At 45.0% G+C, this 20,303-nt stretch carries 24 protein-coding genes; 21 read left to right on the forward strand and 3 right to left on the reverse strand.

Annotated elements, in window-relative coordinates; all coding sequences use genetic code 11:
* Position 1 precedes the first annotated feature (1 nt).
* The 4 genes from L2744_RS15735 (at position 2) to L2744_RS15750 (ending at position 2,158) form a co-directional block, all read left to right on the forward strand.
* Entirely contained in the window at positions 2-388 is a 387-nt protein-coding gene (locus tag L2744_RS15735; RefSeq protein WP_248992813.1) for a hypothetical protein, read from the forward strand.
* A 108-nt stretch (positions 389-496) separates the two neighbouring features.
* The gene (nhaR, locus tag L2744_RS15740) at positions 497-1,405 is read left to right on the forward strand and encodes a transcriptional activator NhaR (RefSeq protein ID WP_248992814.1); all 909 of its coding nucleotides are present in this window, start codon (positions 497-499) and stop codon (positions 1,403-1,405) included.
* A gap of 83 nt (positions 1,406-1,488) precedes the next feature.
* Positions 1,489-1,737, forward strand: coding sequence for an FAD assembly factor SdhE (locus L2744_RS15745; protein WP_248992815.1), 249 nt, complete (start codon positions 1,489-1,491; stop codon positions 1,735-1,737).
* A complete protein-coding gene (locus tag L2744_RS15750; protein ID WP_248992816.1) occupies positions 1,718-2,158 on the forward strand; it encodes a protein YgfX in 441 nt (146 codons plus the stop codon). The genes L2744_RS15745 and L2744_RS15750 overlap by 20 nt, the downstream gene beginning before the upstream one ends.
* 32 nt (positions 2,159-2,190) lie before the next feature.
* Here the strand turns inward: L2744_RS15750 and nadB are convergent, their stop codons facing one another.
* Positions 2,191-3,804 carry an L-aspartate oxidase gene (gene nadB, locus L2744_RS15755; protein WP_248992817.1) on the reverse strand — a complete coding sequence of 538 codons (1,614 nt, stop codon included), beginning with the start codon at positions 3,802-3,804 and terminating at the stop codon, positions 2,191-2,193.
* Positions 3,805-3,993: 189 nt separating this feature from the next.
* Between nadB and rpoE the strand changes: the two genes are divergently transcribed.
* The 12 genes from rpoE (at position 3,994) to L2744_RS15815 (ending at position 14,056) form a co-directional block, all read left to right on the forward strand.
* Positions 3,994-4,572 carry an RNA polymerase sigma factor RpoE gene (gene rpoE, locus L2744_RS15760; RefSeq protein ID WP_011790280.1) on the forward strand — a complete coding sequence of 193 codons (579 nt, stop codon included), beginning with the start codon at positions 3,994-3,996 and terminating at the stop codon, positions 4,570-4,572.
* Between the two features lie 26 nt (positions 4,573-4,598).
* The gene (locus L2744_RS15765) at positions 4,599-5,225 is read left to right on the forward strand and encodes a sigma-E factor negative regulatory protein (protein ID WP_248992818.1); all 627 of its coding nucleotides are present in this window, start codon (positions 4,599-4,601) and stop codon (positions 5,223-5,225) included.
* A 12-nt stretch (positions 5,226-5,237) separates the two neighbouring features.
* Positions 5,238-6,170, forward strand: a complete 933-nt coding sequence (locus L2744_RS15770) for a MucB/RseB family sigma factor regulatory protein (protein WP_248992819.1) — start codon at positions 5,238-5,240, stop codon at positions 6,168-6,170.
* Between the two features lie 10 nt (positions 6,171-6,180).
* Entirely contained in the window at positions 6,181-6,654 is a 474-nt protein-coding gene (locus L2744_RS15775) for a SoxR reducing system RseC family protein (RefSeq protein WP_248992820.1), read from the forward strand.
* A gap of 166 nt (positions 6,655-6,820) precedes the next feature.
* Positions 6,821-8,611: a translation elongation factor 4 gene (lepA, locus tag L2744_RS15780; RefSeq protein ID WP_248992821.1), complete on the forward strand. Its 1,791-nt coding sequence runs from the start codon at positions 6,821-6,823 to the stop codon at positions 8,609-8,611.
* Positions 8,612-8,783: 172 nt separating this feature from the next.
* Positions 8,784-9,701, forward strand: a complete 918-nt coding sequence (lepB, locus tag L2744_RS15785; protein WP_248992822.1) for a signal peptidase I — start codon at positions 8,784-8,786, stop codon at positions 9,699-9,701.
* Position 9,702: 1 nt separating this feature from the next.
* On the forward strand, positions 9,703-10,383 hold the full coding sequence (gene rnc, locus L2744_RS15790) for a ribonuclease III (protein ID WP_248992823.1): 681 nt from the start codon (positions 9,703-9,705) through the stop codon (positions 10,381-10,383).
* The gene (era, locus tag L2744_RS15795) at positions 10,380-11,396 is read left to right on the forward strand and encodes a GTPase Era (protein ID WP_011918891.1); all 1,017 of its coding nucleotides are present in this window, start codon (positions 10,380-10,382) and stop codon (positions 11,394-11,396) included. Before rnc ends, era begins: the two co-directional genes overlap by 4 nt.
* Positions 11,397-11,423: 27 nt before the next feature.
* On the forward strand, positions 11,424-12,134 hold the full coding sequence (gene recO / locus L2744_RS15800) for a DNA repair protein RecO (protein WP_248992824.1): 711 nt from the start codon (positions 11,424-11,426) through the stop codon (positions 12,132-12,134).
* A gap of 91 nt (positions 12,135-12,225) precedes the next feature.
* On the forward strand, positions 12,226-12,963 hold the full coding sequence (gene pdxJ, locus L2744_RS15805; protein ID WP_248992825.1) for a pyridoxine 5'-phosphate synthase: 738 nt from the start codon (positions 12,226-12,228) through the stop codon (positions 12,961-12,963).
* Positions 12,963-13,346: a holo-ACP synthase gene (gene acpS / locus L2744_RS15810; RefSeq protein WP_248992826.1), complete on the forward strand. Its 384-nt coding sequence runs from the start codon at positions 12,963-12,965 to the stop codon at positions 13,344-13,346. The genes pdxJ and acpS overlap by 1 nt, the downstream gene beginning before the upstream one ends.
* Before the next feature lie 185 nt (positions 13,347-13,531).
* Positions 13,532-14,056 (forward strand): Mpo1 family 2-hydroxy fatty acid dioxygenase, encoded by a 525-nt coding sequence (locus L2744_RS15815; protein WP_248992827.1) that lies wholly within the window; start codon positions 13,532-13,534, stop codon positions 14,054-14,056.
* A gap of 74 nt (positions 14,057-14,130) precedes the next feature.
* Here L2744_RS15815 and L2744_RS15820 read toward each other — a convergent pair whose 3' ends face one another.
* Positions 14,131-15,402 carry an HlyC/CorC family transporter gene (locus tag L2744_RS15820; protein ID WP_248992828.1) on the reverse strand — a complete coding sequence of 424 codons (1,272 nt, stop codon included), beginning with the start codon at positions 15,400-15,402 and terminating at the stop codon, positions 14,131-14,133.
* 101 nt (positions 15,403-15,503) lie between these two features.
* A complete protein-coding gene (locus L2744_RS15825; RefSeq protein WP_248992829.1) occupies positions 15,504-16,292 on the reverse strand; it encodes a cytochrome C assembly family protein in 789 nt (262 codons plus the stop codon).
* Between the two features lie 290 nt (positions 16,293-16,582).
* Between L2744_RS15825 and ffh the strand changes: the two genes are divergently transcribed.
* The 5 genes from ffh (at position 16,583) to rplS (ending at position 20,126) form a co-directional block, all read left to right on the forward strand.
* Positions 16,583-17,956, forward strand: a complete 1,374-nt coding sequence (ffh, locus tag L2744_RS15830; RefSeq protein WP_248992830.1) for a signal recognition particle protein — start codon at positions 16,583-16,585, stop codon at positions 17,954-17,956.
* Positions 17,957-18,173: 217 nt separating this feature from the next.
* Positions 18,174-18,425: a 30S ribosomal protein S16 gene (rpsP, locus tag L2744_RS15835; RefSeq protein WP_248992831.1), complete on the forward strand. Its 252-nt coding sequence runs from the start codon at positions 18,174-18,176 to the stop codon at positions 18,423-18,425.
* A gap of 20 nt (positions 18,426-18,445) precedes the next feature.
* On the forward strand, positions 18,446-18,976 hold the full coding sequence (rimM, locus tag L2744_RS15840) for a ribosome maturation factor RimM (protein ID WP_248992832.1): 531 nt from the start codon (positions 18,446-18,448) through the stop codon (positions 18,974-18,976).
* Positions 18,977-18,991: 15 nt separating this feature from the next.
* Positions 18,992-19,738 (forward strand): tRNA (guanosine(37)-N1)-methyltransferase TrmD, encoded by a 747-nt coding sequence (gene trmD, locus L2744_RS15845; protein WP_248992833.1) that lies wholly within the window; start codon positions 18,992-18,994, stop codon positions 19,736-19,738.
* A gap of 34 nt (positions 19,739-19,772) precedes the next feature.
* The gene (gene rplS, locus L2744_RS15850; RefSeq protein ID WP_006080791.1) at positions 19,773-20,126 is read left to right on the forward strand and encodes a 50S ribosomal protein L19; all 354 of its coding nucleotides are present in this window, start codon (positions 19,773-19,775) and stop codon (positions 20,124-20,126) included.
* Positions 20,127-20,303: the final 177 nt, after the last annotated feature.

A 20,303-nucleotide genomic window follows, 5' to 3' on the forward strand; every position in this document is an offset into this window, starting at 1 on the left:
TATGATAAAAATTAAACTAGTGGGAATGGCTGTATTTTTCTCCTTATCATCAACTGCAATGGCTTCGCAAATCGAAGCCTGCAATAAGGATGTCACATCACTTACTTGTCAAAGTTATCTTGAAGGTATCGTTGATGGCGCCTTGATGTTTAAGCCTGAGTCATTAGGTGCAAGGCTTGAAACTAATGGTTATGAGTCTAGAGCACTTAAATACCGTGGCGGTAAGCGGTTCCAAGAGGCTAACCGAACCTATTGTGCGAGTCGTATTCCTGACCGTAATAGCCTAGTGTCGGGAGTGACAGAGGCTGTAAGCACTGGCACGGCGGCCGATTTAGAGCAGTTGCAGGGAATCGTAGCTAACTTATTAGATTGCCAACGTTTAAAATAGCCTCTACCAAATACCATAGTCAGTTCTATGGTGAAGCCTAGGCAACTATCTCAGTCATCATAGTTGCTGCATTGGCATAACGGTTAGCCATAGGGGAAATGGGCGGCAATGCTGCATTTAAATTATAACCACCTGTATTATTTCTGGATGATCAAGAAAAAGGGTTCAGTCGCCAAGGCGGCTGAGGCCCTTTGTTTGACCCCACAAACCATCACTGGACAGATCAGAGCCTTAGAAGACAGACTTAATGGTAGCTTGTTCAAGCGCGTGGGGCGCAGCCTTGAGGCGACAGAGCTAGGTGAACTTGTCTTTCGCTATGCGGATAAGATGTTTAGTTTAAGCTATGAAATGCTCGATTTACTTAATTATCAAAAAGACAATGCCATTCTCTTCGAAGTGGGTATTGCTGATGCCTTATCTAAAGCCTTAGTTAGCAGAGTTTTGTTATCTGTTATACCTAGTGATAGTTCAATGCACTTGGCTTGTTACGAGGCGACACATGAGAGTTTAATGGCGCGGTTGCGTGAGCATAAACTGGATATGATCTTATCGGATTGTGCTGGTGAGTCACTAAAGTACCCAGAGATTTTATCTAAAAAGCTGGGGGAGTGTGGGGTAAGTTTTTTTTCTGCCGATACCTACAGTGCTGATTTTCCTGCTTGTTTAGAACAAGGTCGCTTATTGATCCCTGGGCGTAAAACCTCCCTTGGACAGCAGCTATACCGATGGTTTGACGAGCAAAATCTCAATGTTAAAATCCTCGGTGAATTCGATGATGCGGCGATGATGAAGGCTTTTGGCTATCTTAAACGCGGTATATTTGTCACCCCCTCCATTTATCGCCAAGAAGTGATTTCCCATGGTATGCATCTGCTTGGTGAAACCCATGATGTGAAGGAGGAATATCATGTTATGTTTGCTGAACGTATGATCCAACATCCTGCGGTTAAACGGTTACTCGAAACGGATTTTAGTGATTTGTTTGCAGGTTTAGATGCCCAAGTTCAACAGTGCTAATTTTGTGTTATGTCGACTGGCTCATCGACACTCTAGCGCAGGAGCTGATAAACTAATGCGAACTCTATTTTGGGAGAAATACCTTGGAATTAATGAATATTGCACGGGTTCGTTGGGCATGTCGCCGTGGAATGCTGGAATTAGATGTATTGTTTCAACCTTTCGTCGAAAATATTTATCAAGATTTGTCCGATGAAGATAAAGCGGCGTTTATTCGATTATTAGAGTGTGAAGATCCCGAGTTGTTTGTGTGGTTTATGGGTCATGAAGTCTGTCCTGATGCCGAGTTAGCTCGCATGGTAGTTAAAGTCCGTGGAAGGGCTGCTGCATAGTTTTAGCGTAAAAGCCTCCTTCGACCAGCGACTCTCGTTGGTCGTTTTTATGTGCATTTGTTCCTCATCATTACTTATCTGGCCTTATACTGAATTCTTGGTTGTGACTCTGCTGCAGCTGGGATTCTTTTTGCTATCAGTTGGCTTTTTGATATGGCAATTGTGGTGGCTTAAGGACTGGCGTTTAAGCTTTGTGCTTAATGGTAAAGGTGACGGTAGGTTATCAACGGGAGAACCGTTCCGAGTATTAAGGCGCACATGGGTTACGCCCTTTGTATGTTTGATGTATCTCGATGTCGAAGATAAGACTCGTTTACTATTACTTTGGGCCGATATGTTTAATGATGCAGACTATCGGCATTTATGCCGCTTATTACTCAAGGCTAAAACGATAGAAGCTAAATCTCACTCTGAGATTTAGCTTCTATAAAGTCTGAAGCGGCAAATTTCCGCCTACTTAACGGGTTGTAAAATCGTAGGATGCGGTGAATCGAGTTTCTCTGGGTGGTCAATATTGTAATGTAGCCCACGGCTTTCCTTGCGCTCCATTGCACAGCGAATGATGAGCTCGGCTACTTGTACTAAGTTACGCAGTTCTAACAAATTATTACTCACTCTAAAGTTACTGTAATACTCTTGAATTTCCTGCTGTAACATCAAACAACGACGTAGTGCCCGCTCTAAGCGTTTATCTGAGCGTACAATCCCTACGTAGTCCCACATAAATAGACGCAGTTCGTGCCAGTTATGGGCGATAACGACTTCTTCATCCGAGTTAGAGACTTTACTCTCATCCCAAGGTGGAATTTGTCCTGGTAATTGGATCTTGTGCAATTGGCTTTCAATATCATGGGATGCGGCACGGGCAAACACCAGGCATTCGAGAAGCGAGTTACTCGCAAGGCGGTTAGCCCCATGAAGACCTGTATAGGCGACTTCTCCGATTGCGTAAAGACCATTAAGATCCGTTTGGCCATGTAAATCTGTCATCACACCGCCACAGGTATAGTGGGCTGCGGGAACGACCGGAATCGCATCTTTAGTAATATCGATACCGAGTTCTAAACAACGGCTATAAATGGTTGGGAAATGTTTAATAATAAAGTCAGCATCTTTGTGACTGATATCTAAATATACACAGTCAGCCCCTAGACGTTTCATTTCATAATCGATGGCTCGAGCAACAATATCGCGGGGGGCGAGTTCGGCACGTTCATCAAAATCTGGCATAAAACGGCTACCGTCAGGACGGCGTAAATAGGCCCCCTCTCCGCGAAGCGCTTCAGTCAACAAAAAGTTACGAGCATCGGCGTGGTACAAACAAGTTGGGTGGAATTGGTTAAACTCCATATTTGCCACTCGGCAACCTGCACGCCAGGCCATGGCAATCCCGTCACCACTGGCAACATCGGGGTTAGATGTATATTGGTAAACCTTAGAGCTGCCGCCAGTCGCCAAGGCTATAAATTTGGCTTTAATGGTTTCAACATGTTCTTCATTACGGTTCCACACGTAAGCACCTAGAACGCGATTCCCTGGGCGATTTAGTTTACGAGTTGTAATTAGGTCAATGGCGTTATAGCGTTCTAATACCTGAATATTAGGATGGGCAAGCGCACGTTCTTGTAAGGTTGTTTGTACTTCCTTACCAGTGGCATCGGCAGTATGCAAAATACGTCTGTGGCTATGGCCACCTTCACGGGTGAGGTGATAGGGTGCATCCGCAGCATTGCCACCGTTGGTTTCCTCTTTATCGAAGGCAACACCACATTTGATAAGCCACTGCATCGCACTTTTGGCATTTTCAGCGGTAAAAGTAACAACTTCCTTATCGCACAGGCCTGCACCAGCAATTAAAGTGTCAGCCACATGGGATTCGATAGTGTCGCCCTCATCGAAGACGGAAGCGATACCGCCTTGAGCATAGTAGGTCGACCCTTCAGAGAGTGGGCCTTTTGAGAGCAGAATTACTTTCGCTTTTTCAGCAAGATGCAAAGCTAGTGTCAGACCTGCGGCACCGCTACCTATGACTAATATGTCAGATTGGTGTTCAACTACTTGTTTCATCGGGTATCATGATGTGACTGAGAGTACCATCTATGGTAAACCAACTGACGGATTATGGGTACTTTCCTTTTATCCTTACTTTTTTTGTATAATTTTAAGAACTTTTTCAAAGCACGCGAGTCTACATAAGTGAATATGATTCGAGCGACTGAGAAATCAGCATTTTAGATTTGGGAGAAGTCGGCTCGGATGAGTGGACAAATAAGTGATCAACAATTAGTTGAGCGCGTACAACGGGGAGATAAAAACGCTTTTAACCTGTTAGTGCTTAAATATCAAAGTAAAGTTATCAGCTTGATTTCGCGATACGTACGTAATCAAGCAGACGTTGCCGATGTAGCACAGGAAGCGTTTATCAAAGCTTATCGAGCTTTGCCAAACTTTCGTGGAGAAAGTGCGTTTTATACCTGGTTGTACCGTATTGCAGTAAACACTGCGAAAAATTATCTCGTATCACAGGGGCGCAGAGCGCCCGCAAATGATGTTGATGCAGAAGATGCCGAATATTATGAAGGCAGTGACGCACTGAAGGAGTTCGCCTCCCCAGAACGGCTAATGTTATCGGATGAAATCAAAAAAGTGATCTTCGATACCTTAGAAACACTGCCAGAAGAATTGCGAATGGCTATCTCGTTGCGTGAACTAGATGGTATGAGTTACGAAGATATTGCCATAGTCATGGATTGCCCCGTCGGAACCGTAAGATCACGTATCTTCCGTGCCCGAGAGGCCATCGACAAAAAGCTCCAGCCTCTACTGGAAGAGTAACACCCTTATATTTAGACAGGTGAACAATGGATAAATTAGGTCAAGAATGGGTATCTGCCGCGGTCGATGGAGAGACTGATGCGCATACCATGGCAGAATTAGTTGCCGATACGCATTCGCATAGTAAATGGCATAACTATCACATGATAGGTGATGCTATGCGGGGTGAATTACCTCAGACTATTGTGTTAGATCTTTCCGCTAGCATTGCTGCTGCAATTGAGCTTGAGCCTGCGATTGTTGCACCTCAAATCACGGCACCTGAAGTCAGTTCTCCGGTAGCACCGCAAGTCGCGGTAAATGCAGGTGGTAGTCGTGTTGTGCCATTATTCAAGCAATTTGGACAGTATGCGATTGCAGCAACTGTTGCGATGTTTGCGATTGTGGGTGTACAAAATTATAATCAAAGCGCTGATGATATGGCATCGCCATCTCCGGTGTTGATGACTCGCCCATTAGTTGGCAGTGCATCGCCAGTGAGTTTACAAACAGGCGCTGTACAACAGAATCAAGGTTATACTAGTGAGCAGATGAATGAGCAACGTCGCAGAATTAATACTTATATCCAAGATCATATGTTGCAACAACGATTGAACACAGGTGTAGTTCTAGAAGACAATAACGAGGTTATCCCCGTTCCTGTCAATCAGTAGTAAGGAGTTAGCTTGCGTCTAATCCTGTTGGCTTTATTAGCCTTGGTGTTCCCTGCAATGGCGCAGGAAGATATGCCCGCTAAAGTCTGGCTCGAAAAAATGAGTCAGGCTTTAAAAGAAAAAGAGTTTAAAGCATCAATCATTCAACTTCAGGCCGATCATATTCGGCCTTTGGTTTATATTCATGGTAAGGTTAATAATCAAGAAGTTGCCTTTCTAGAGTACCTTAATGGGCCTCCTAAAAATGCCGTGCGTGTGGGTAATCGAGTCACTTTTATTGAGCACGATCAACCTGCTTACAGCATCATATCTAACCATATTCAGGGTGTTTGGCCAGCTGCATTTTCTGCCAATACGGGGGATTTAGAAGTCGGCTACCAGTTCGTATTGGGTGGTCGTACACGTATTGCTGGGCGTCCAGGGCAAATGATCCGTTTGTTACCTAATGATGAGTTCCGCTATGGGTTTCAAGTTTGGCTCGATATGGACACTTATCTACCGTTGAGATACGACATGCTGACTCAAGATAAACAATTACTTGAGCAGATTATGGTGATTGAATTGATCGAGTTTAGTGAGCCGCCTTCTATTTTACAGGAAGCCTATAAACAAGAGTGGCCTGCGGTTATTGATCAAGCAGAACGTCAAGATGGTCAGAATTGGCAATTTTCTTGGTTACCCGCAGGATTTACTGTTGTTGTCCGAGATCACCACCGCTTAATTGGTAGCCATGAGGCGGTTGAATATATTGCACTGACTGATGGGCTTGCCAATATTTCAGTTTACGTTGCTAGGGCTGGGACAAGTCCATTACCGGAGGAGTTGATTACCCGTAACGGCCTATCGCTTGTTTCTGAAAAGGTGGGTAATGCTGAAGTTGTTGCCGTCGGCAAAGTTCCCACAGCGACCCTAACTCGCATAGCTAAAAGCCTGACGTTGCAATAGGGCGCTGACTATGATGGAAGAAGTGGCGAGAGTGATTACCTCTGATAAGCACGGTTGGTTGACAGTAGAGGTAGAGCTTAAGAGTACCTGTAAAAGTTGTAGTGGCAGTGAATCCTGTGGTACTTCGGCGATTGCTCAGGCATTTTCATCGAAAACACAGCAATTTTCAATTCAAAGTGAGCGTGCTTGTGAACCCGGTGAGCTGTTAAAACTGGGGCTTCCAGAGAGTGTTATCCTTAAAGCTGCAGCATTGATATACCTTATTCCTCTGCTTGGATTGTTCATCGGTGCTGCTCTAGGGCAGTTTTTCGGTAATCTTCTTGAGGTTAATCCTAACCTTTTTGCAATAGCATTAGCGACAGTTGGTGCTTTGCTCGCGTGGGTATTTGGTAAAAATAAAGCTAAACAGCTCGAAGTCGATGCCCAACCTGTGATTTTGGCTTATTTAGGTGTAGGTGTCAGTTTAGAGAAAATATCCGATTAATTTCAGTTGATTAGATTTTTATTCATGGCAATTATCATTCGTGCTAATTGCCATTTTTTGGCATAAATATAACGAGGAGTGAATCTGATTGGTATTAAAACCGCAATCAGGTACAATTTCGCTCCTTTGAACCGTATCCATTTTCAGTATTAGTCATTGCAGCATAATGAAACACATTAGAAACTTCTCAATTATTGCCCATATCGACCATGGTAAATCGACGCTATCAGATCGTCTTATTCAGGTTTGTGGCGGTTTAACCGACCGTGAAATGGATTCTCAAGTGCTCGATTCTATGGATCTTGAGCGTGAGCGTGGTATCACGATTAAGGCACAAAGTGTCACTTTGGACTATACGGCCAAAGATGGCCAAGTCTATCAACTCAATTTTATCGATACTCCTGGCCACGTTGACTTTTCCTACGAAGTGTCACGTTCCTTAGCGGCTTGTGAAGGCGCTTTGCTGGTGGTAGATGCGGGTCAGGGCGTAGAAGCACAGACATTAGCAAACTGTTACACCGCGCTGGATATGAATCTGGATGTGGTACCTATTTTAAACAAGATTGACTTACCGCAAGCTGATCCAGAGCGTGTTGCCGCCGAGATTGAAGATATTGTTGGCATTGATGCTATGGATGCTGTGCGTTGTTCGGCTAAAACCGGTGTCGGTGTCGACGAGGTTTTAGAAGTCATTGTTGCCAAAATTCCGCCGCCAGAAGGTAATCCTGATGCGCCATTACAAGCCCTGATTATTGACTCTTGGTTTGATAGCTATCTAGGTGTGGTGTCGTTAGTGCGGATTAAGCATGGCAGCCTGAAGAAAGGTGACAAGTTTAAGGTGATGTCGACTGGACAAAACCACACTGCGGATCGCGTGGGTATTTTTACCCCAAAACAAACCGACAAAACCGAGCTTAAAACCGGTGAAGTAGGTTTTGTTATTGCAGGTATTAAGGAAATTCACGGTGCGCCCGTAGGTGATACGCTAACGCTTGCAAAAAATGGTGCGGATAAGCCTTTACCCGGGTTTAAGAAAGTGAAGCCACAGGTATACGCGGGTGTGTTCCCTATTTCGACCGATGAATATGAGAACTTCCGCGATGCGCTGAACAAACTCAGTTTGAATGATGCTTCATTATTCTTCGAACCTGAAAGCTCATCTGCACTCGGTTTTGGTTTCCGTATTGGCTATTTAGGCCTGCTCCACATGGAGATCGTGCAAGAGCGTTTAGAGCGTGAGTACAACCTAGAGTTGATCACTACAGCGCCAACCGTAGTGTATGAAGTGGTGATGACCAACGGTGAAACGATTTACGTCGATAACCCGTCTGACTTGCCAGCTATCAACAATATTGAAGAAATGCGTGAGCCGATTGTTGAGGCCAATATTTTAGTGCCCAAAGAATATCTAGGTAACGTGATTACCCTGTGTATTGAAAAGCGTGGTACTCAGGTCAATATGGTTTACCACGGTAACCAAGTGGCTGTGACTTACCATTTGCCAATGGCAGAAGTGGTGATGGATTTCTTTGACCGATTGAAATCAACTAGCCGTGGTTATGCATCACTTGAATATAACTTCATTCGTTTCGATCCCGCTGACATGGTGCGTTTAGATATCCTTATCAACGGTGACCGTGTCGATGCACTCGCAATGGTTATCCATAGATCCAACATTCGTCACCGTGGTTTAGCTTTAGTTGAAAAGATGAAAGAGCTAATTCCCCGTCAAATGTTTGATATTGCGATTCAAGCAGCGGTGGGCAGCCAAATTATTGCCCGTTCAACCGTTAAAGCCCTACGTAAAGACGTAACGGCAAAATGTTATGGTGGCGACGTTTCCCGTAAGAAAAAACTCTTAAATAAACAAAAAGAGGGTAAAAAACGGATGAAACAAGTCGGTAACGTTGAGGTGCCACAGGAGGCATTTTTAGCGGTACTTAAGCTCAACGAGTAATCGTTGGTATGAGCAGTATAATTTAGTTGACTATTGCGCCGCAGTTTGCGGCGCTTTAGTTAGGTTATTGCATGATTCTGTGACGTTTTTAGATAAATGCGGTAAGTTAACTAAAGTTCGATATTCACTGAGTTAGGAACCTTTAATTTTTCAGGCAGGAGTTCAATAAGTAATGGCAGCCTATTTTTCGATTATTTTAGTGTTGGTAACCCTCATTTCGGGGCTTATCTGGTTAGTTGATGTGTTGGTTTTTGCCCCTAAGCGTCGCGATAATTTAGCTATGGTAAAGGCTTCACAGGCAAATTTAACCGAAGAAGCCGAATACAATATCATTCGCGAATCAACCCTCGTTGAAACTGCGCACTCTATTTTCCCCGTTATCGCTTTTGTATTGATCCTACGCTCATTCATTTACGAACCTTTCCAAATTCCATCAGGTTCTATGATGCCAACCCTGTTGGTAGGTGACTTTATTCTGGTGGAAAAGTTTAGCTACGGCCTTAAAGATCCTGTATGGCGAACTCAATTAGTAGAAACAGGCGAGCCAAAACGTGGCGATGTGGTGGTGTTTAAATATCCCGAAAATCCACAAATTGATTATATCAAGCGTGTTGTTGGCTTACCGGGTGATCGCATTATTTACCGAAATAAGCAGTTAATGCTCCAAAAAGCCTGTGGCACGGAACAAGGTAATTGCCCGGAACCTGAAGTGGTCGCTCGCACCGAAATTAGCCGCGGTGATTTTAGTCAAGATGGTGTGGCTTTATTGCGTTATAAAGAACAATTGGGTGAAGTTGCCCACGATATTTTAATTAATCCAAGCCGCCCTGACATGCTGGGATATTTTAAGCGTGAAGGTAATTTACCCGCAGGTGAATTTTTAGTGCCAGAAGGCCATTACTTCGCCATGGGTGACAACCGTGATAACAGTACCGACAGTCGCTTCTGGGGTTTTGTGCCTGAAGAAAACCTAGTCGGTAAAGCGGTAGCAATTTGGATCAGTTTTGAATTTGACCGCTCACAGGCTGGCTTCCTCCCAACTTGGGTGCCAAGTGGTGTGCGTTTTGAGCGTGTAGGTGGAATTAAATAGCATGGAACCGATTAAAAATTTGCCTCGTTTGTGTCGTACTTTAGGTTATGAGTTCGCACAAATTGAACTCTTAACACAAGCCTTGACCCATAGAAGTGCGGCAAATAAGCACAATGAACGTTTAGAGTTTTTAGGTGATTCGATTTTATCTATCGTGATATCCGATGCACTTTATCATCAATTTCCTAAGGCGACCGAAGGCGATTTAAGTCGCATGCGTGCAACCCTAGTGCGAGGTGATACCTTAACTATTATCGCCCAAGAATTTAAACTTGGTGATTATTTATATCTCGGTCCCGGTGAATTAAAAAGTGGTGGATTTCGCCGAGAATCGATTCTGGCCGATGCGGTAGAAGCCATTATTGGTGCAATTTATCTCGATTCTGATCTCGAAGTGTGCCGAAAATTACTGCTGACTTGGTATGCCGAGCGTTTAGCTGAAATTCAACCGGGTGTGAGCCAAAAAGATGCTAAAACCTTGCTTCAAGAACATTTACAAGGGTTTAAAAAGCCACTGCCTGATTATCAAGTAATCAATATAGAAGGCGATGCCCACGATCAGACATTTACCGTTGAATGTCGTATTGAAGACTTGAGTCAAAGCGTGATTGGCGTGGCGAGTTCACGCCGTAAAGCCGAGCAAATCGCGGCCGCTCAAGTATTGGAGTTACTAAAGAAATGACCAAAAAAACAGACTTGCCAGGTATCGATGCTGCAAAAGCTGCAACTGAGCCGAGTTTAGATGAATTACTGGCAAGGATGAATGCGGCTGCGCCAACGCCGTCGGCCCAATACGATGTCACTTATTGTGGCATGGTGGCGATTATTGGTCGCCCTAACGTGGGTAAATCAACTTTGCTCAATCGTTTGCTTGGCCAAAAGATAAGCATTACCTCTAAAAAGCCACAAACGACCCGTCACCGTATTATGGGTATTCATACCGATGGTCCTAAGCAAATCGTGTTTATCGATACGCCAGGACTGCATATTGAAGAGCAGCGGGCGATTAACCGTCTGATGAACCGCGCCGCAGCAAGTTCGCTTGCCGATGTGGCTATGGTGATCTTTGTGGTTGATGGCATGACGTGGACTGCTGATGATGAAATGGTCTTAAGCAAACTACGCCGTGGCGGTGAAGAACGTAAAACCATTCTAGCCATCAATAAAGTGGATAATATCAAAGATAAAGAAGCTCTTTTTCCCTATTTGGAAGAAGTGGCGAAGAAGTATCCCTTCGATGAAATTTTGCCGATTTCAGCCAGCAAAGGCACCAACGTACAGCGCATTTTAGAATTAGCAGCGGCATCTTTGCCACAAAACCCGTTCTTCTTCCCAGAAGACTATGTTACAGACCGTTCGCAGCGATTTATGGCGTCGGAAATTGTGCGTGAAAAACTGATGCGCTTCCTAGGGGATGAATTACCCTATGATGCGACGGTTGAGATCGAGCAGTTTAAGATGATGGAGAATGGCGTTTATCAGATTAATGCCCTGATCCTCGTCGAGCGTGAAGGCCAAAAACGTATGGTGATCGGTAGCAAGGGCGAACGTATTCGCACTATCGCGACCCAAGCCCGCTTAGATATGGAGACTTTGTTTGATAATAAAGTCTTCCTCGAAGTGTGGGTGAAAGTGAAATCCGGTTGGGCCGATGATGAACGCGCCCTACGTAGCTTAGGTTACGGTGACGATTAACCCCTTAATCTTTGAGTACGCTTATCGATGAAACGTGGCTATGTTCTGCATCATCGTCCGTATCGAGAGTCTAGTGTGTTAGTTAACCTTTTAGTTGACGGCATTGGACGGGTCGATGTGGTTGCCCGAACCGGCAGCGGTAAGCGCTCTATCAAAAGTATTCTTCAACCTTTTCAACCGCTGATCTTTGAATTTAGCGGTAAGTCTGAATTAAAAACCTTAACTCAAGTCGAAGCCGCAGCGCCTGCCGTGCCTCTTTCCGGTCAGAGCCTGTTTGCTGGCATGTATATCAATGAGTTATTGGTACGTACGTTATCTGTGCAGCACAACGCCGAAGCGTTATTCCTCATTTATCACCGAGCCTTAGTCGGCCTTGCCGCTAAGTTTTGCCAATCCCAGCTGCGTTATATTGAACTCGCCTTACTGCAAGAGTTAGGCGCAATGCCATCCCTTAGCCGCGATACTCAGGGTGAGCCACTGATCCCTGAGGATTATTATCAGCTGGTGCCTGAGTTAGGCTTTCAATTTGTGCTCAATTCCCGTGCTCGCAACGCCTATCAAGGTGCCATGCTGATGGCGCTTAACGATAATCAACTCACAGAGGCGCAATTTTTGAGCGCTAAGTTATTGATGCGCTCATTGTTAACGCCATTACTCGGGACTAAACCTCTGCTCAGTCGACAATTGTTCGTGAGCTCTGCCGCGCCAACTAAGATTGATGGGAATAATTCGCCCTAACTCCTGTTTTTAGCGTGAGCCTAAGTGTTTTTTTGTGTGAGCCTAAGTACAATAGGCCGCAATATCAGCGTTAACCATTAAGGAGTTCCCGATGAGCCGTATCTTATTGGGCGTGAATATCGACCATATTGCTACTCTGCGCCAAGCCCGTGGCACCAGCTATCCCGATCCTGTGCATGCCGCCGCCGTTGCTGAACATGCTGGCGCAGATGGCATCACTATCCATTTACGCGAAGACAGACGCCATATCATAGACCGCGACGTATATCTGCTAGCGAAAACCTTGAAAACCCGCATGAATTTTGAATGTGCGGTGACCGAAGAAATGCTCAATATCGCCTGTGAAGTCAAACCGACTTATGTCTGTTTAGTGCCTGAAAAACGCCAAGAAGTCACCACTGAAGGTGGTTTAGATGTGGCGGGGCAGTTAGATAAAATCACCGCTGCAGTGACTCGTTTAGCCGCTGAGGGCATTCAGGTTTCCTTATTTATCGATGCCGATAAAACCCAAATCGATGCTGCTGTTGCTTCGGGAGCACCGATAATCGAGATCCACACAGGTTGTTATGCCGATGCCAAAACTGAAGCCGAAGAAGCCCGTGAATTAGCCCGTATTAATGAGATGGCAAAATACGCCTATGGTAAAGGCTTAGTGGTAAATGCGGGCCATGGTTTGCATTATCACAACGTGAAACCTATCGCGGCGATTCCTGAGTTATATGAGCTCAATATCGGCCATGCGATTGTGGCACGTGCTGCTATTGACGGTTTAGCGACAGCAGTGAAAGACATGAAAGCGTTAATGCTTGAAGGTCGTCGGGGCGAGTAATGGCGATTGTCGGCCTAGGCACAGATATTGTCGAGATTGAGCGTATTCAGGCCCATGTGATACGCGCTGGCGACAAGCTGGCAAAACGTGTGCTGACCGAGGCCGAATTGGTGATTTATACAGCCCATAGTCAGCCGAGTCGCTATCTTGCCAAGCGTTTTGCCGCCAAAGAAGCTGCCGCGAAAGCGCTCGGTACGGGTATTGGCCGCGGCGTATCGTTTCAGCATATTCATATTGGCAATAATGCCGAGGGCGCGCCGACGGTTCATTTTACCGAGGGGGCGCTCGCGCGGTTACAACAACTTAATGCCACGGTTGGACATATCTCAATTGCCGATGAGAAATCCTATGCGATAGCGACTGTGATCATCGAGTCTCAATAAACGCTATCTGTCAGATGTAAAAATGGAACCTTAGGGTTCCTTTTTATTAGCCATAAGCAATAAAGTGCAACAATTTGTTTACTTTTACTGTTCAGCTCAATTCTTTTGCGTTAGTTTAATGCGTTAGCGTGACCTTATTTTTATTGCACGCTGGCAATCGCAGGGATAAATAAAGAGGGATCCATATGAAATCCGCCGCAGAGCAGTTATCTACCTATAAAAGTGTGCACTTGAATCGTCGTAACATTCAAACCCATTTTATTGGCATTCCATTGATTATTTGGTCGGCTTTTCTACTATTGGCGACAATTCGTGTCCCATTGGGCAATTTGGGTGAAACCAGTCTAGGTCTTATCCTAGGGGGGCTCGTGCTGGTTTATTATGTGCGTTTGCATGTTAAGTTGGCCCTAGGATTAACGCTTTTTTTGATCCCAGTACTTTATACCACTGAGCTTGTGGCTCATTTTGCCTATGCAGTTTGGTTAGCCTTAGCTATTTTTATTGTAGGCTGGATATTTCAGCTAATCGGCCATCGATATGAAAAAGCCAAACCTGCCTTTGTGGATGATTTAAATCAGTTACTGATTGGACCGTTTTTTTTAATGGCTGAAGTGTACTTTATGCTCGGGCTAGAAAAGTCGCTTAATGAGCAAATCACCTCAATCGCGATTGAAAAGCGTCGTATGCTTGAGGCGCAAAAGGCCAGATAGATTTCTCGGGGGAGAGCGAAATCGGCTGAACCAATTGGGTTCAGCCGATTTTTTATGATTGATGAAAGCTAAGTCTAACGAGGGGGATGGTAGTGCAGAGGAATGATTCGCACTGTTTTTATCATGTTATCGGCAACTTCTATGACTTCTATCGGATAGCCTGCAAGGCGTAAGCTAGTGTTTTCTGATGGAATATCCTCTAGATACTCTAAAATTAAACCATTCAGTGTCTTAGGTCCGTCCGTTGGGAAGTTCCACTTCATTTCTTTATTTAAATCGCGAATAGTAATGCTGGCATCGATTAAATAACTGCCATCCTGCTGCACAGTAATATCCTCACTTGGTGCTGTAATCATCGAAGTGGTGAAATCGCCAACAATTTCTTCAAGAATATCTTCCAGCGTCACTAAGCCTTGAATATCGCCATATTCGTCAACTACTAAACCAATTCGCTCTTTATTTTGTTGAAAATTAGCAAGTTGGACGTTAAGAGGTGTTCCTTCTGGAATAAAATAGAGCTCTTTCACCGCACGCAGTAATGACGATTTACTAAATTGTTTTTTCGATTGTAGACGTAACGCATCGCGTAGATGAATAAAGCCTACCGCATCGTCAATGGTATCGCGGTACACCAACACCCGAGTATGGGGACTTTGGATGACTTGGCGATTGATAACCTTAAACTCATCATTGACGTTGATCGCATAGAGATCTGAGCGTGGCACCATAATATCTTCAACGGTGACTTTCTCTAAATCCAAAATAGAGAGCAACATTTCTTGGTGGCGCTGGGGGATAAGTGCTCCGGCCTCATGTACGACAGTACGTAATTCTTCTTGGCTTAAGGCATCGCTGCTATTAACGGTTTTAATGCCCATTAAACGTAGAAATCCGGAAGTGATTAAATTAACTCCCTTTACCAATGGTGCTAATAAGACCAACAACCAACGTAAGAGTACACTGGATGGGAAGGCAATCCGCTCAGGATTTAATGCTGCGATAGTTTTAGGCGTAACTTCGGCAAAGACTAACACGACTAAGGTAAGCACCCCTGTTGCAATGGCAACACCTAAATCCCCCCACAGCCGCATTCCTATAATAGTCGCAATAGCCGAAGCTGAAATATTGACTAAGTTATTGCCGATAAGAATGAGACCGATCAGCCGATCTGGTCGTTCTAACAGTTTTAATGCCCGTATTGCACCCTTATGGCCGTTGGAGGCTAGGTGCCTCAAACGGTAGCGATTGAGGGTCATCATGGCGGTTTCTGAGCCTGAAAAATAGGCGGAGAACATGATGAGCACTAGTAAAAAAATAAGGAGTGCGCTTGTCGATATAGCGTCCAAAAATAGGCTCCAATATGGCCAGTAAACTTAAGTAGATACCGATATTTAAAAAGAGTGTCAAGTCAGCTAAGGCCTTAACTACCCTAACTGACTTAAAATCGTTAACTGAGGATCAATTCTTTGACAATTCGCGCACCAAAATAAGCGAGTGTCAGCAGGCCAGCACCTGTTAGGGTATAAATCACGGCGGTACGAATTTTACAACCCACCCAGTATTGTTGCCACAGCATAGTGATATACACAAACCACGCCATTATCGACAGTATGGCTTTATGGCCTTTACCATCGGCAAACATATCATCGAGGAAGATAAACCCCGTCGCTAGCGATAAACTGAGTAAGATCACCCCAATAATCACTAAATGATAAAGCTGTTTCTCAACCGTCATCAGCGGCGGAATACCAGGACTTAACATCAATTGTTTTTTCTTGAGCTGGTTTTGGATCATTGCCAGCTGTATTGCGTATAGCGCCGCAATCATCAAGGCGCTGTAGGCCATAAGCGACAATACTACGTGGGCCAAGACTTCGGGGTAAAGTTCAAAATGGATGATAAATTTAGGTGGCAACAGCCAGAGCAGGGCTACGGATAACACTGAACAGGCATAGACCACTGGCACTACAACAATCACTTTAAGCCTGAACATCAGCACAGTGAAAGTGAAGGCGATAATCCAGTTTACTAAGGAGATCACATTCGTCAGGCTAAAATTTTGGCCGTCTGTGGTGAATATCCCCTGTGAAAGGGCGGCGGCATGCAAAATAACGGCGATCGATGCGACACCAGCAACGGCTCTACGATTAGGACCTTCGGGGTGAAAAAGTCGGCTTGTCACTAATACCAATGCAATGCAGTAAAAAAACATGGCTGAGGCAGAAAAGATGACCATGGGTAATTAACCTATTTTTGTGTTGTTAAAGGTGCCTTATAAACTGGGCAGACAGATCAAAATTTTATTTAGAATAACATGGGCTGCCAGTAAATGGGCAGTGACTTGAGTTGCAAAATTTAGCAGATTCTTATTGTTAGTCATAAATAATTCGCTACCACCAAAAAAACATGACCCAGTGCAAGTAAAATACTTAAGTGCCATCAAGATTTTTGTGGCAGTAGCATAATGCGCCCGCATCGTTATAATACAGCCATTAATCGAGATTCTTAAAGGTATAGAACAGGACGATGTTTGAGAACCTAACCGACAGACTGTCACGCACGCTGAAAAATATTAGCGGCCGTGGTCGCTTAACTGAAGAAAACGTTAAGGAAACTCTGCGCGAAGTGCGTATGGCACTGCTGGAGGCCGATGTTGCCCTACCTGTGGTACGTGAATTCGTTAACAATGTAAAAGAGCGCGCCGTTGGCCAAGAAGTGGCTAAAAGCTTAAGCCCTGGTCAAGCCTTTATTAAGATTGTTCAAAGCGAACTTGAAAAATCCATGGGCGAAGCGAACGAAGCCCTCGATTTAGCGACTCAACCGCCAGCCGTATTAATGATGGCGGGTTTGCAAGGTGCGGGTAAAACCACCAGCGTAGCCAAGCTTGGTAAATTGCTGCGCACTCGCCATAAGAAATCAGTATTAGTTGTCAGTGCAGACGTATATCGTCCAGCAGCGATTAAGCAGCTTGAAACCTTAGCCGCTGAGGTTGATGTCGAGTTTTTCCCATCGGATGTCAGTCAAAAGCCTATTGATATTGCGAAAGCGGCCATTGCCCACGCAAAACTGAAGTTTATCGATGTGGTGATCATCGATACGGCGGGTCGTCTACACGTCGATGAAGCCATGATGGATGAAATCAAGGCCTTGCATGCTGCGGTTAAGCCTATTGAGACCTTGTTCGTGGTCGATGCCATGACAGGGCAAGATGCGGCAAACACAGCAAAAGCCTTTAACGAAGCTTTGCCATTGACAGGGGTTATCTTAACCAAAGTCGACGGTGATGCCCGCGGTGGTGCGGCGTTATCAATTCGCCACATTACGGGCAAGCCGATTAAATTCCTCGGTGTGGGTGAAAAGACCGATGCTTTAGAGCCATTCCATCCGGACCGTATTGCTTCACGTATTTTAGGCATGGGCGATGTGTTATCGCTTATCGAAGAAGTTGAGCGTGGTGTTGATAAAGAAAAAGCCATGAAACTGGCTTCGAAAGTGAAGCAAGGTGGCTGTTTCGATTTAGAAGATTTCCGTGAACAGCTGCAGCAAATGAAAAACATGGGCGGCATGATGAACATGCTGGAAAAGCTGCCAGGAGTCGGTCAATTGCCGCCTGAAGCCCTCGCGCAAATTCAAGATGGCAAGATGACAGGCCAAATGGAGGCCATCATTAATTCGATGACCGCCAAGGAACGTAAAAACCCAGATTTAATCAAGGGCTCACGTAAACGTCGTATTGCAGCGGGTTCTGGCACGCAAATCCAAGACGTAAATCGGTTACTAAAACAGTTTACTCAGATGCAAAAGATGATGAAAAAAATGTCAGCTAAGGGCGGTATGCAAAAAATGATGCGCGGAATGCGTGGCATGATGCCTGGTGGCATGAAATTTCCAGGACGCTAATCTCAGCTATTTTCACTAAAGTTAATGCGTTATCAGTTGGTTGATTCTGGTGACAATGAGAGTGTACTAAAGGGGCAGGTTTAATAATCGCCAGATTTGGTTGCATTCGTTGAAAAGTCAGGTAAAATCTTCCGGCTTTCTATCTGGGACTCTTCGCGAACACGGGGTTCCAGTTTTTATTTTTGCTTCAAGCAAATCATTAGAGGATTGAAAACGCATGGTTACCATTCGTTTAGCTCGTGGCGGCGCTAAAAAGCGTCCATTTTACAACATCGTTGTTGCTGACAGCCGTAACGCTCGTGATGGTCGTTTCATTGAGCGTGTTGGTTTCTTCAACCCATTGGCCCGTGGCCAAGAAGAAACTTTACGTTTAGACCTAGATCGCGTTGAGCACTGGGTTTCTAACGGTGCAGCTGCTACAGAACGCGTAGCAAAATTGATCAAAGACGCTCGTAAAGCGACAGCTTAATAGCGTTAAGGTATAGATTGATGAGCAGTAACCAACAGCCAGTCGTACTGGGGAAAATAGGCTCCTGTCATGGCATTAAAGGTTGGCTGAGAATCACCGCCTATACCGATTCTGTTGAAGGTATCTTTGACTATTCACCTTGGCTTATTAAAGAAAATGGTGAATGGCGTGAAGTAAAGGTTACTCAGTGGCGTTACCAAGGCAAGGCCGTTGTTGCTGCGCTTGAAGGTGTCGACACGCGGGAAAGAGCGCAAATGCTCACAAATTGTGAGATCGCAATCCTACCGCAGCAGATGGGAGCATTGCCAGAAGATGAATTCTATTGGCGTGATCTTATCGGTTGTGAAGTGGTAAATACTTCAGGTTATAACATGGGCATAGTCGATCAGATCGTGGAAACAGGATCGAACGATGTGTTACTGGTTAAGGCCAACGCTAAAGATAGTTTCGGCAAAGTGGAACGTATGATCCCCTTTGTCCCTGAGCAGTTCATCAAAACGGTGGACCTGCAAGGTAAACAGATTTTAGTGGATTGGGATCCTGACTTCTAAGTCGAGGTACAACAGATGTGGTTAGGGGTAATAACCCTGTTCCCAGAGATGTTTCGTGCCGTTACAGACTTTGGTGTTACGGGTCGTGCCGTGAAAAACGGCCTGCTTGAGTTGCACACGTGGAATCCCCGTGATTTCACCCATGATAGACATAATACGGTAGATGACAGGCCTTACGGCGGTGGTCCCGGAATGTTGATGATGGTGCAACCCTTGCGCGATGCCATTCATGCAGCGAAAGCCGCAGCAGGTGTTGGTGCGAAGGTGATTTATTTGTCACCTCAAGGACGTAAGCTGGATCAGCAAGGCGTCACTGAGTTGGCTGAATCATCACGTTTGATTTTAGTCTGTGGTCGATACGAAGGTATTGATGAACGCATTATTCAAACGGAAGTGGATGAAGAGTGGTCAATTGGTGATTACGTGCTTTCGGGCGGCGAATTACCGGCGATGACCCTCATCGATGCAGTATCGAGGTTGGTTCCTGGCGTGCTAGGAAAACAAGCCTCGGCGGAGCAAGATTCTTTCTCCGACGGTCTACTGGATTGTCCACATTACACTCGCCCTGAAAGCTTGGATGGACTCGACGTACCGGCAGTGCTGTTAAGTGGCAACCACGAACAAATTAGACTCTGGCGTTTACAGCAAAGCCTTGGTAGGACTTTACTTAGACGGCCAGAATTATTGCAAAATCTAGCTCTGACTGACGAACAAACGACCCTTTTAGCGCAGTTCGTTGAAGCAATGAACAAGCATGCTTAGTCGTAGCTCAGTTAATTCTAGAACGGAGTAAGTTATGAACAACATCATTAAAATGCTCAACGATGAGCAAATGAAACAAGACGTACCTGCGTTTGGTGCTGGTGATACAGTAGTAGTTCAGGTTCGTGTTAAAGAAGGTGACAAAGAGCGTTTACAGGCTTTTGAAGGCGTTGTAATTGCTAAACGTAACCGTGGTCTGCACTCTGCATTCACAGTACGTAAAATCTCTAATGGCGAAGGTGTTGAGCGTGCATTCCAAACGCACAGCCCACTGATCGCAAGCATTGAAGTTAAGCGTCGTGGCCGCGTTCGTCGCGCCAAACTGTACTATCTGCGTGATCGTTCAGGTAAATCTGCACGTATCCGTGAGAAATTGGCAACTAAATAATAGTTCCAGCTACAGAAAACAAGACGTAGTGTTCGCACAGAAAACCGCCCTAGTGGCGGTTTTTTGTTTCTGGCGTTTAATTGTTCCTTGATCTTCACTTTGTTTACAGGCATAGTTGTCGCCTCGTTGTAATGGTGTAGCGTTACAATAGTGCGATTAGGTAGTCAAAAGTGCGAT

This window comes from Shewanella profunda (genome assembly GCF_023283765.1).
Lineage (GTDB): Bacteria > Pseudomonadota > Gammaproteobacteria > Enterobacterales > Shewanellaceae > Shewanella > Shewanella profunda.

Coding starts and splice junctions, on each gene's coding strand:
- L2744_RS15735 (WP_248992813.1), top strand. CDS start 2: ATGATAAAAATTAAACTAGTGGGAATGGCTGTATTTTTCTCCTTATCA.
- nhaR (WP_248992814.1), top strand. CDS start 497: ATGCTGCATTTAAATTATAACCACCTGTATTATTTCTGGATGATCAAG.
- nadB (WP_248992817.1), bottom strand. CDS start 3,804: ATGAAACAAGTAGTTGAACACCAATCTGACATATTAGTCATAGGTAGC.
- rpoE (WP_011790280.1), top strand. CDS start 3,994: ATGAGTGGACAAATAAGTGATCAACAATTAGTTGAGCGCGTACAACGG.
- L2744_RS15765 (WP_248992818.1), top strand. CDS start 4,599: ATGGATAAATTAGGTCAAGAATGGGTATCTGCCGCGGTCGATGGAGAG.
- L2744_RS15775 (WP_248992820.1), top strand. CDS start 6,181: ATGATGGAAGAAGTGGCGAGAGTGATTACCTCTGATAAGCACGGTTGG.
- lepA (WP_248992821.1), top strand. CDS start 6,821: ATGAAACACATTAGAAACTTCTCAATTATTGCCCATATCGACCATGGT.
- lepB (WP_248992822.1), top strand. CDS start 8,784: ATGGCAGCCTATTTTTCGATTATTTTAGTGTTGGTAACCCTCATTTCG.
- rnc (WP_248992823.1), top strand. CDS start 9,703: ATGGAACCGATTAAAAATTTGCCTCGTTTGTGTCGTACTTTAGGTTAT.
- era (WP_011918891.1), top strand. CDS start 10,380: ATGACCAAAAAAACAGACTTGCCAGGTATCGATGCTGCAAAAGCTGCA.
- recO (WP_248992824.1), top strand. CDS start 11,424: ATGAAACGTGGCTATGTTCTGCATCATCGTCCGTATCGAGAGTCTAGT.
- pdxJ (WP_248992825.1), top strand. CDS start 12,226: ATGAGCCGTATCTTATTGGGCGTGAATATCGACCATATTGCTACTCTG.
- acpS (WP_248992826.1), top strand. CDS start 12,963: ATGGCGATTGTCGGCCTAGGCACAGATATTGTCGAGATTGAGCGTATT.
- L2744_RS15815 (WP_248992827.1), top strand. CDS start 13,532: ATGAAATCCGCCGCAGAGCAGTTATCTACCTATAAAAGTGTGCACTTG.
- L2744_RS15825 (WP_248992829.1), bottom strand. CDS start 16,292: ATGGTCATCTTTTCTGCCTCAGCCATGTTTTTTTACTGCATTGCATTG.
- ffh (WP_248992830.1), top strand. CDS start 16,583: ATGTTTGAGAACCTAACCGACAGACTGTCACGCACGCTGAAAAATATT.
- rpsP (WP_248992831.1), top strand. CDS start 18,174: ATGGTTACCATTCGTTTAGCTCGTGGCGGCGCTAAAAAGCGTCCATTT.
- rimM (WP_248992832.1), top strand. CDS start 18,446: ATGAGCAGTAACCAACAGCCAGTCGTACTGGGGAAAATAGGCTCCTGT.
- trmD (WP_248992833.1), top strand. CDS start 18,992: ATGTGGTTAGGGGTAATAACCCTGTTCCCAGAGATGTTTCGTGCCGTT.
- rplS (WP_006080791.1), top strand. CDS start 19,773: ATGAACAACATCATTAAAATGCTCAACGATGAGCAAATGAAACAAGAC.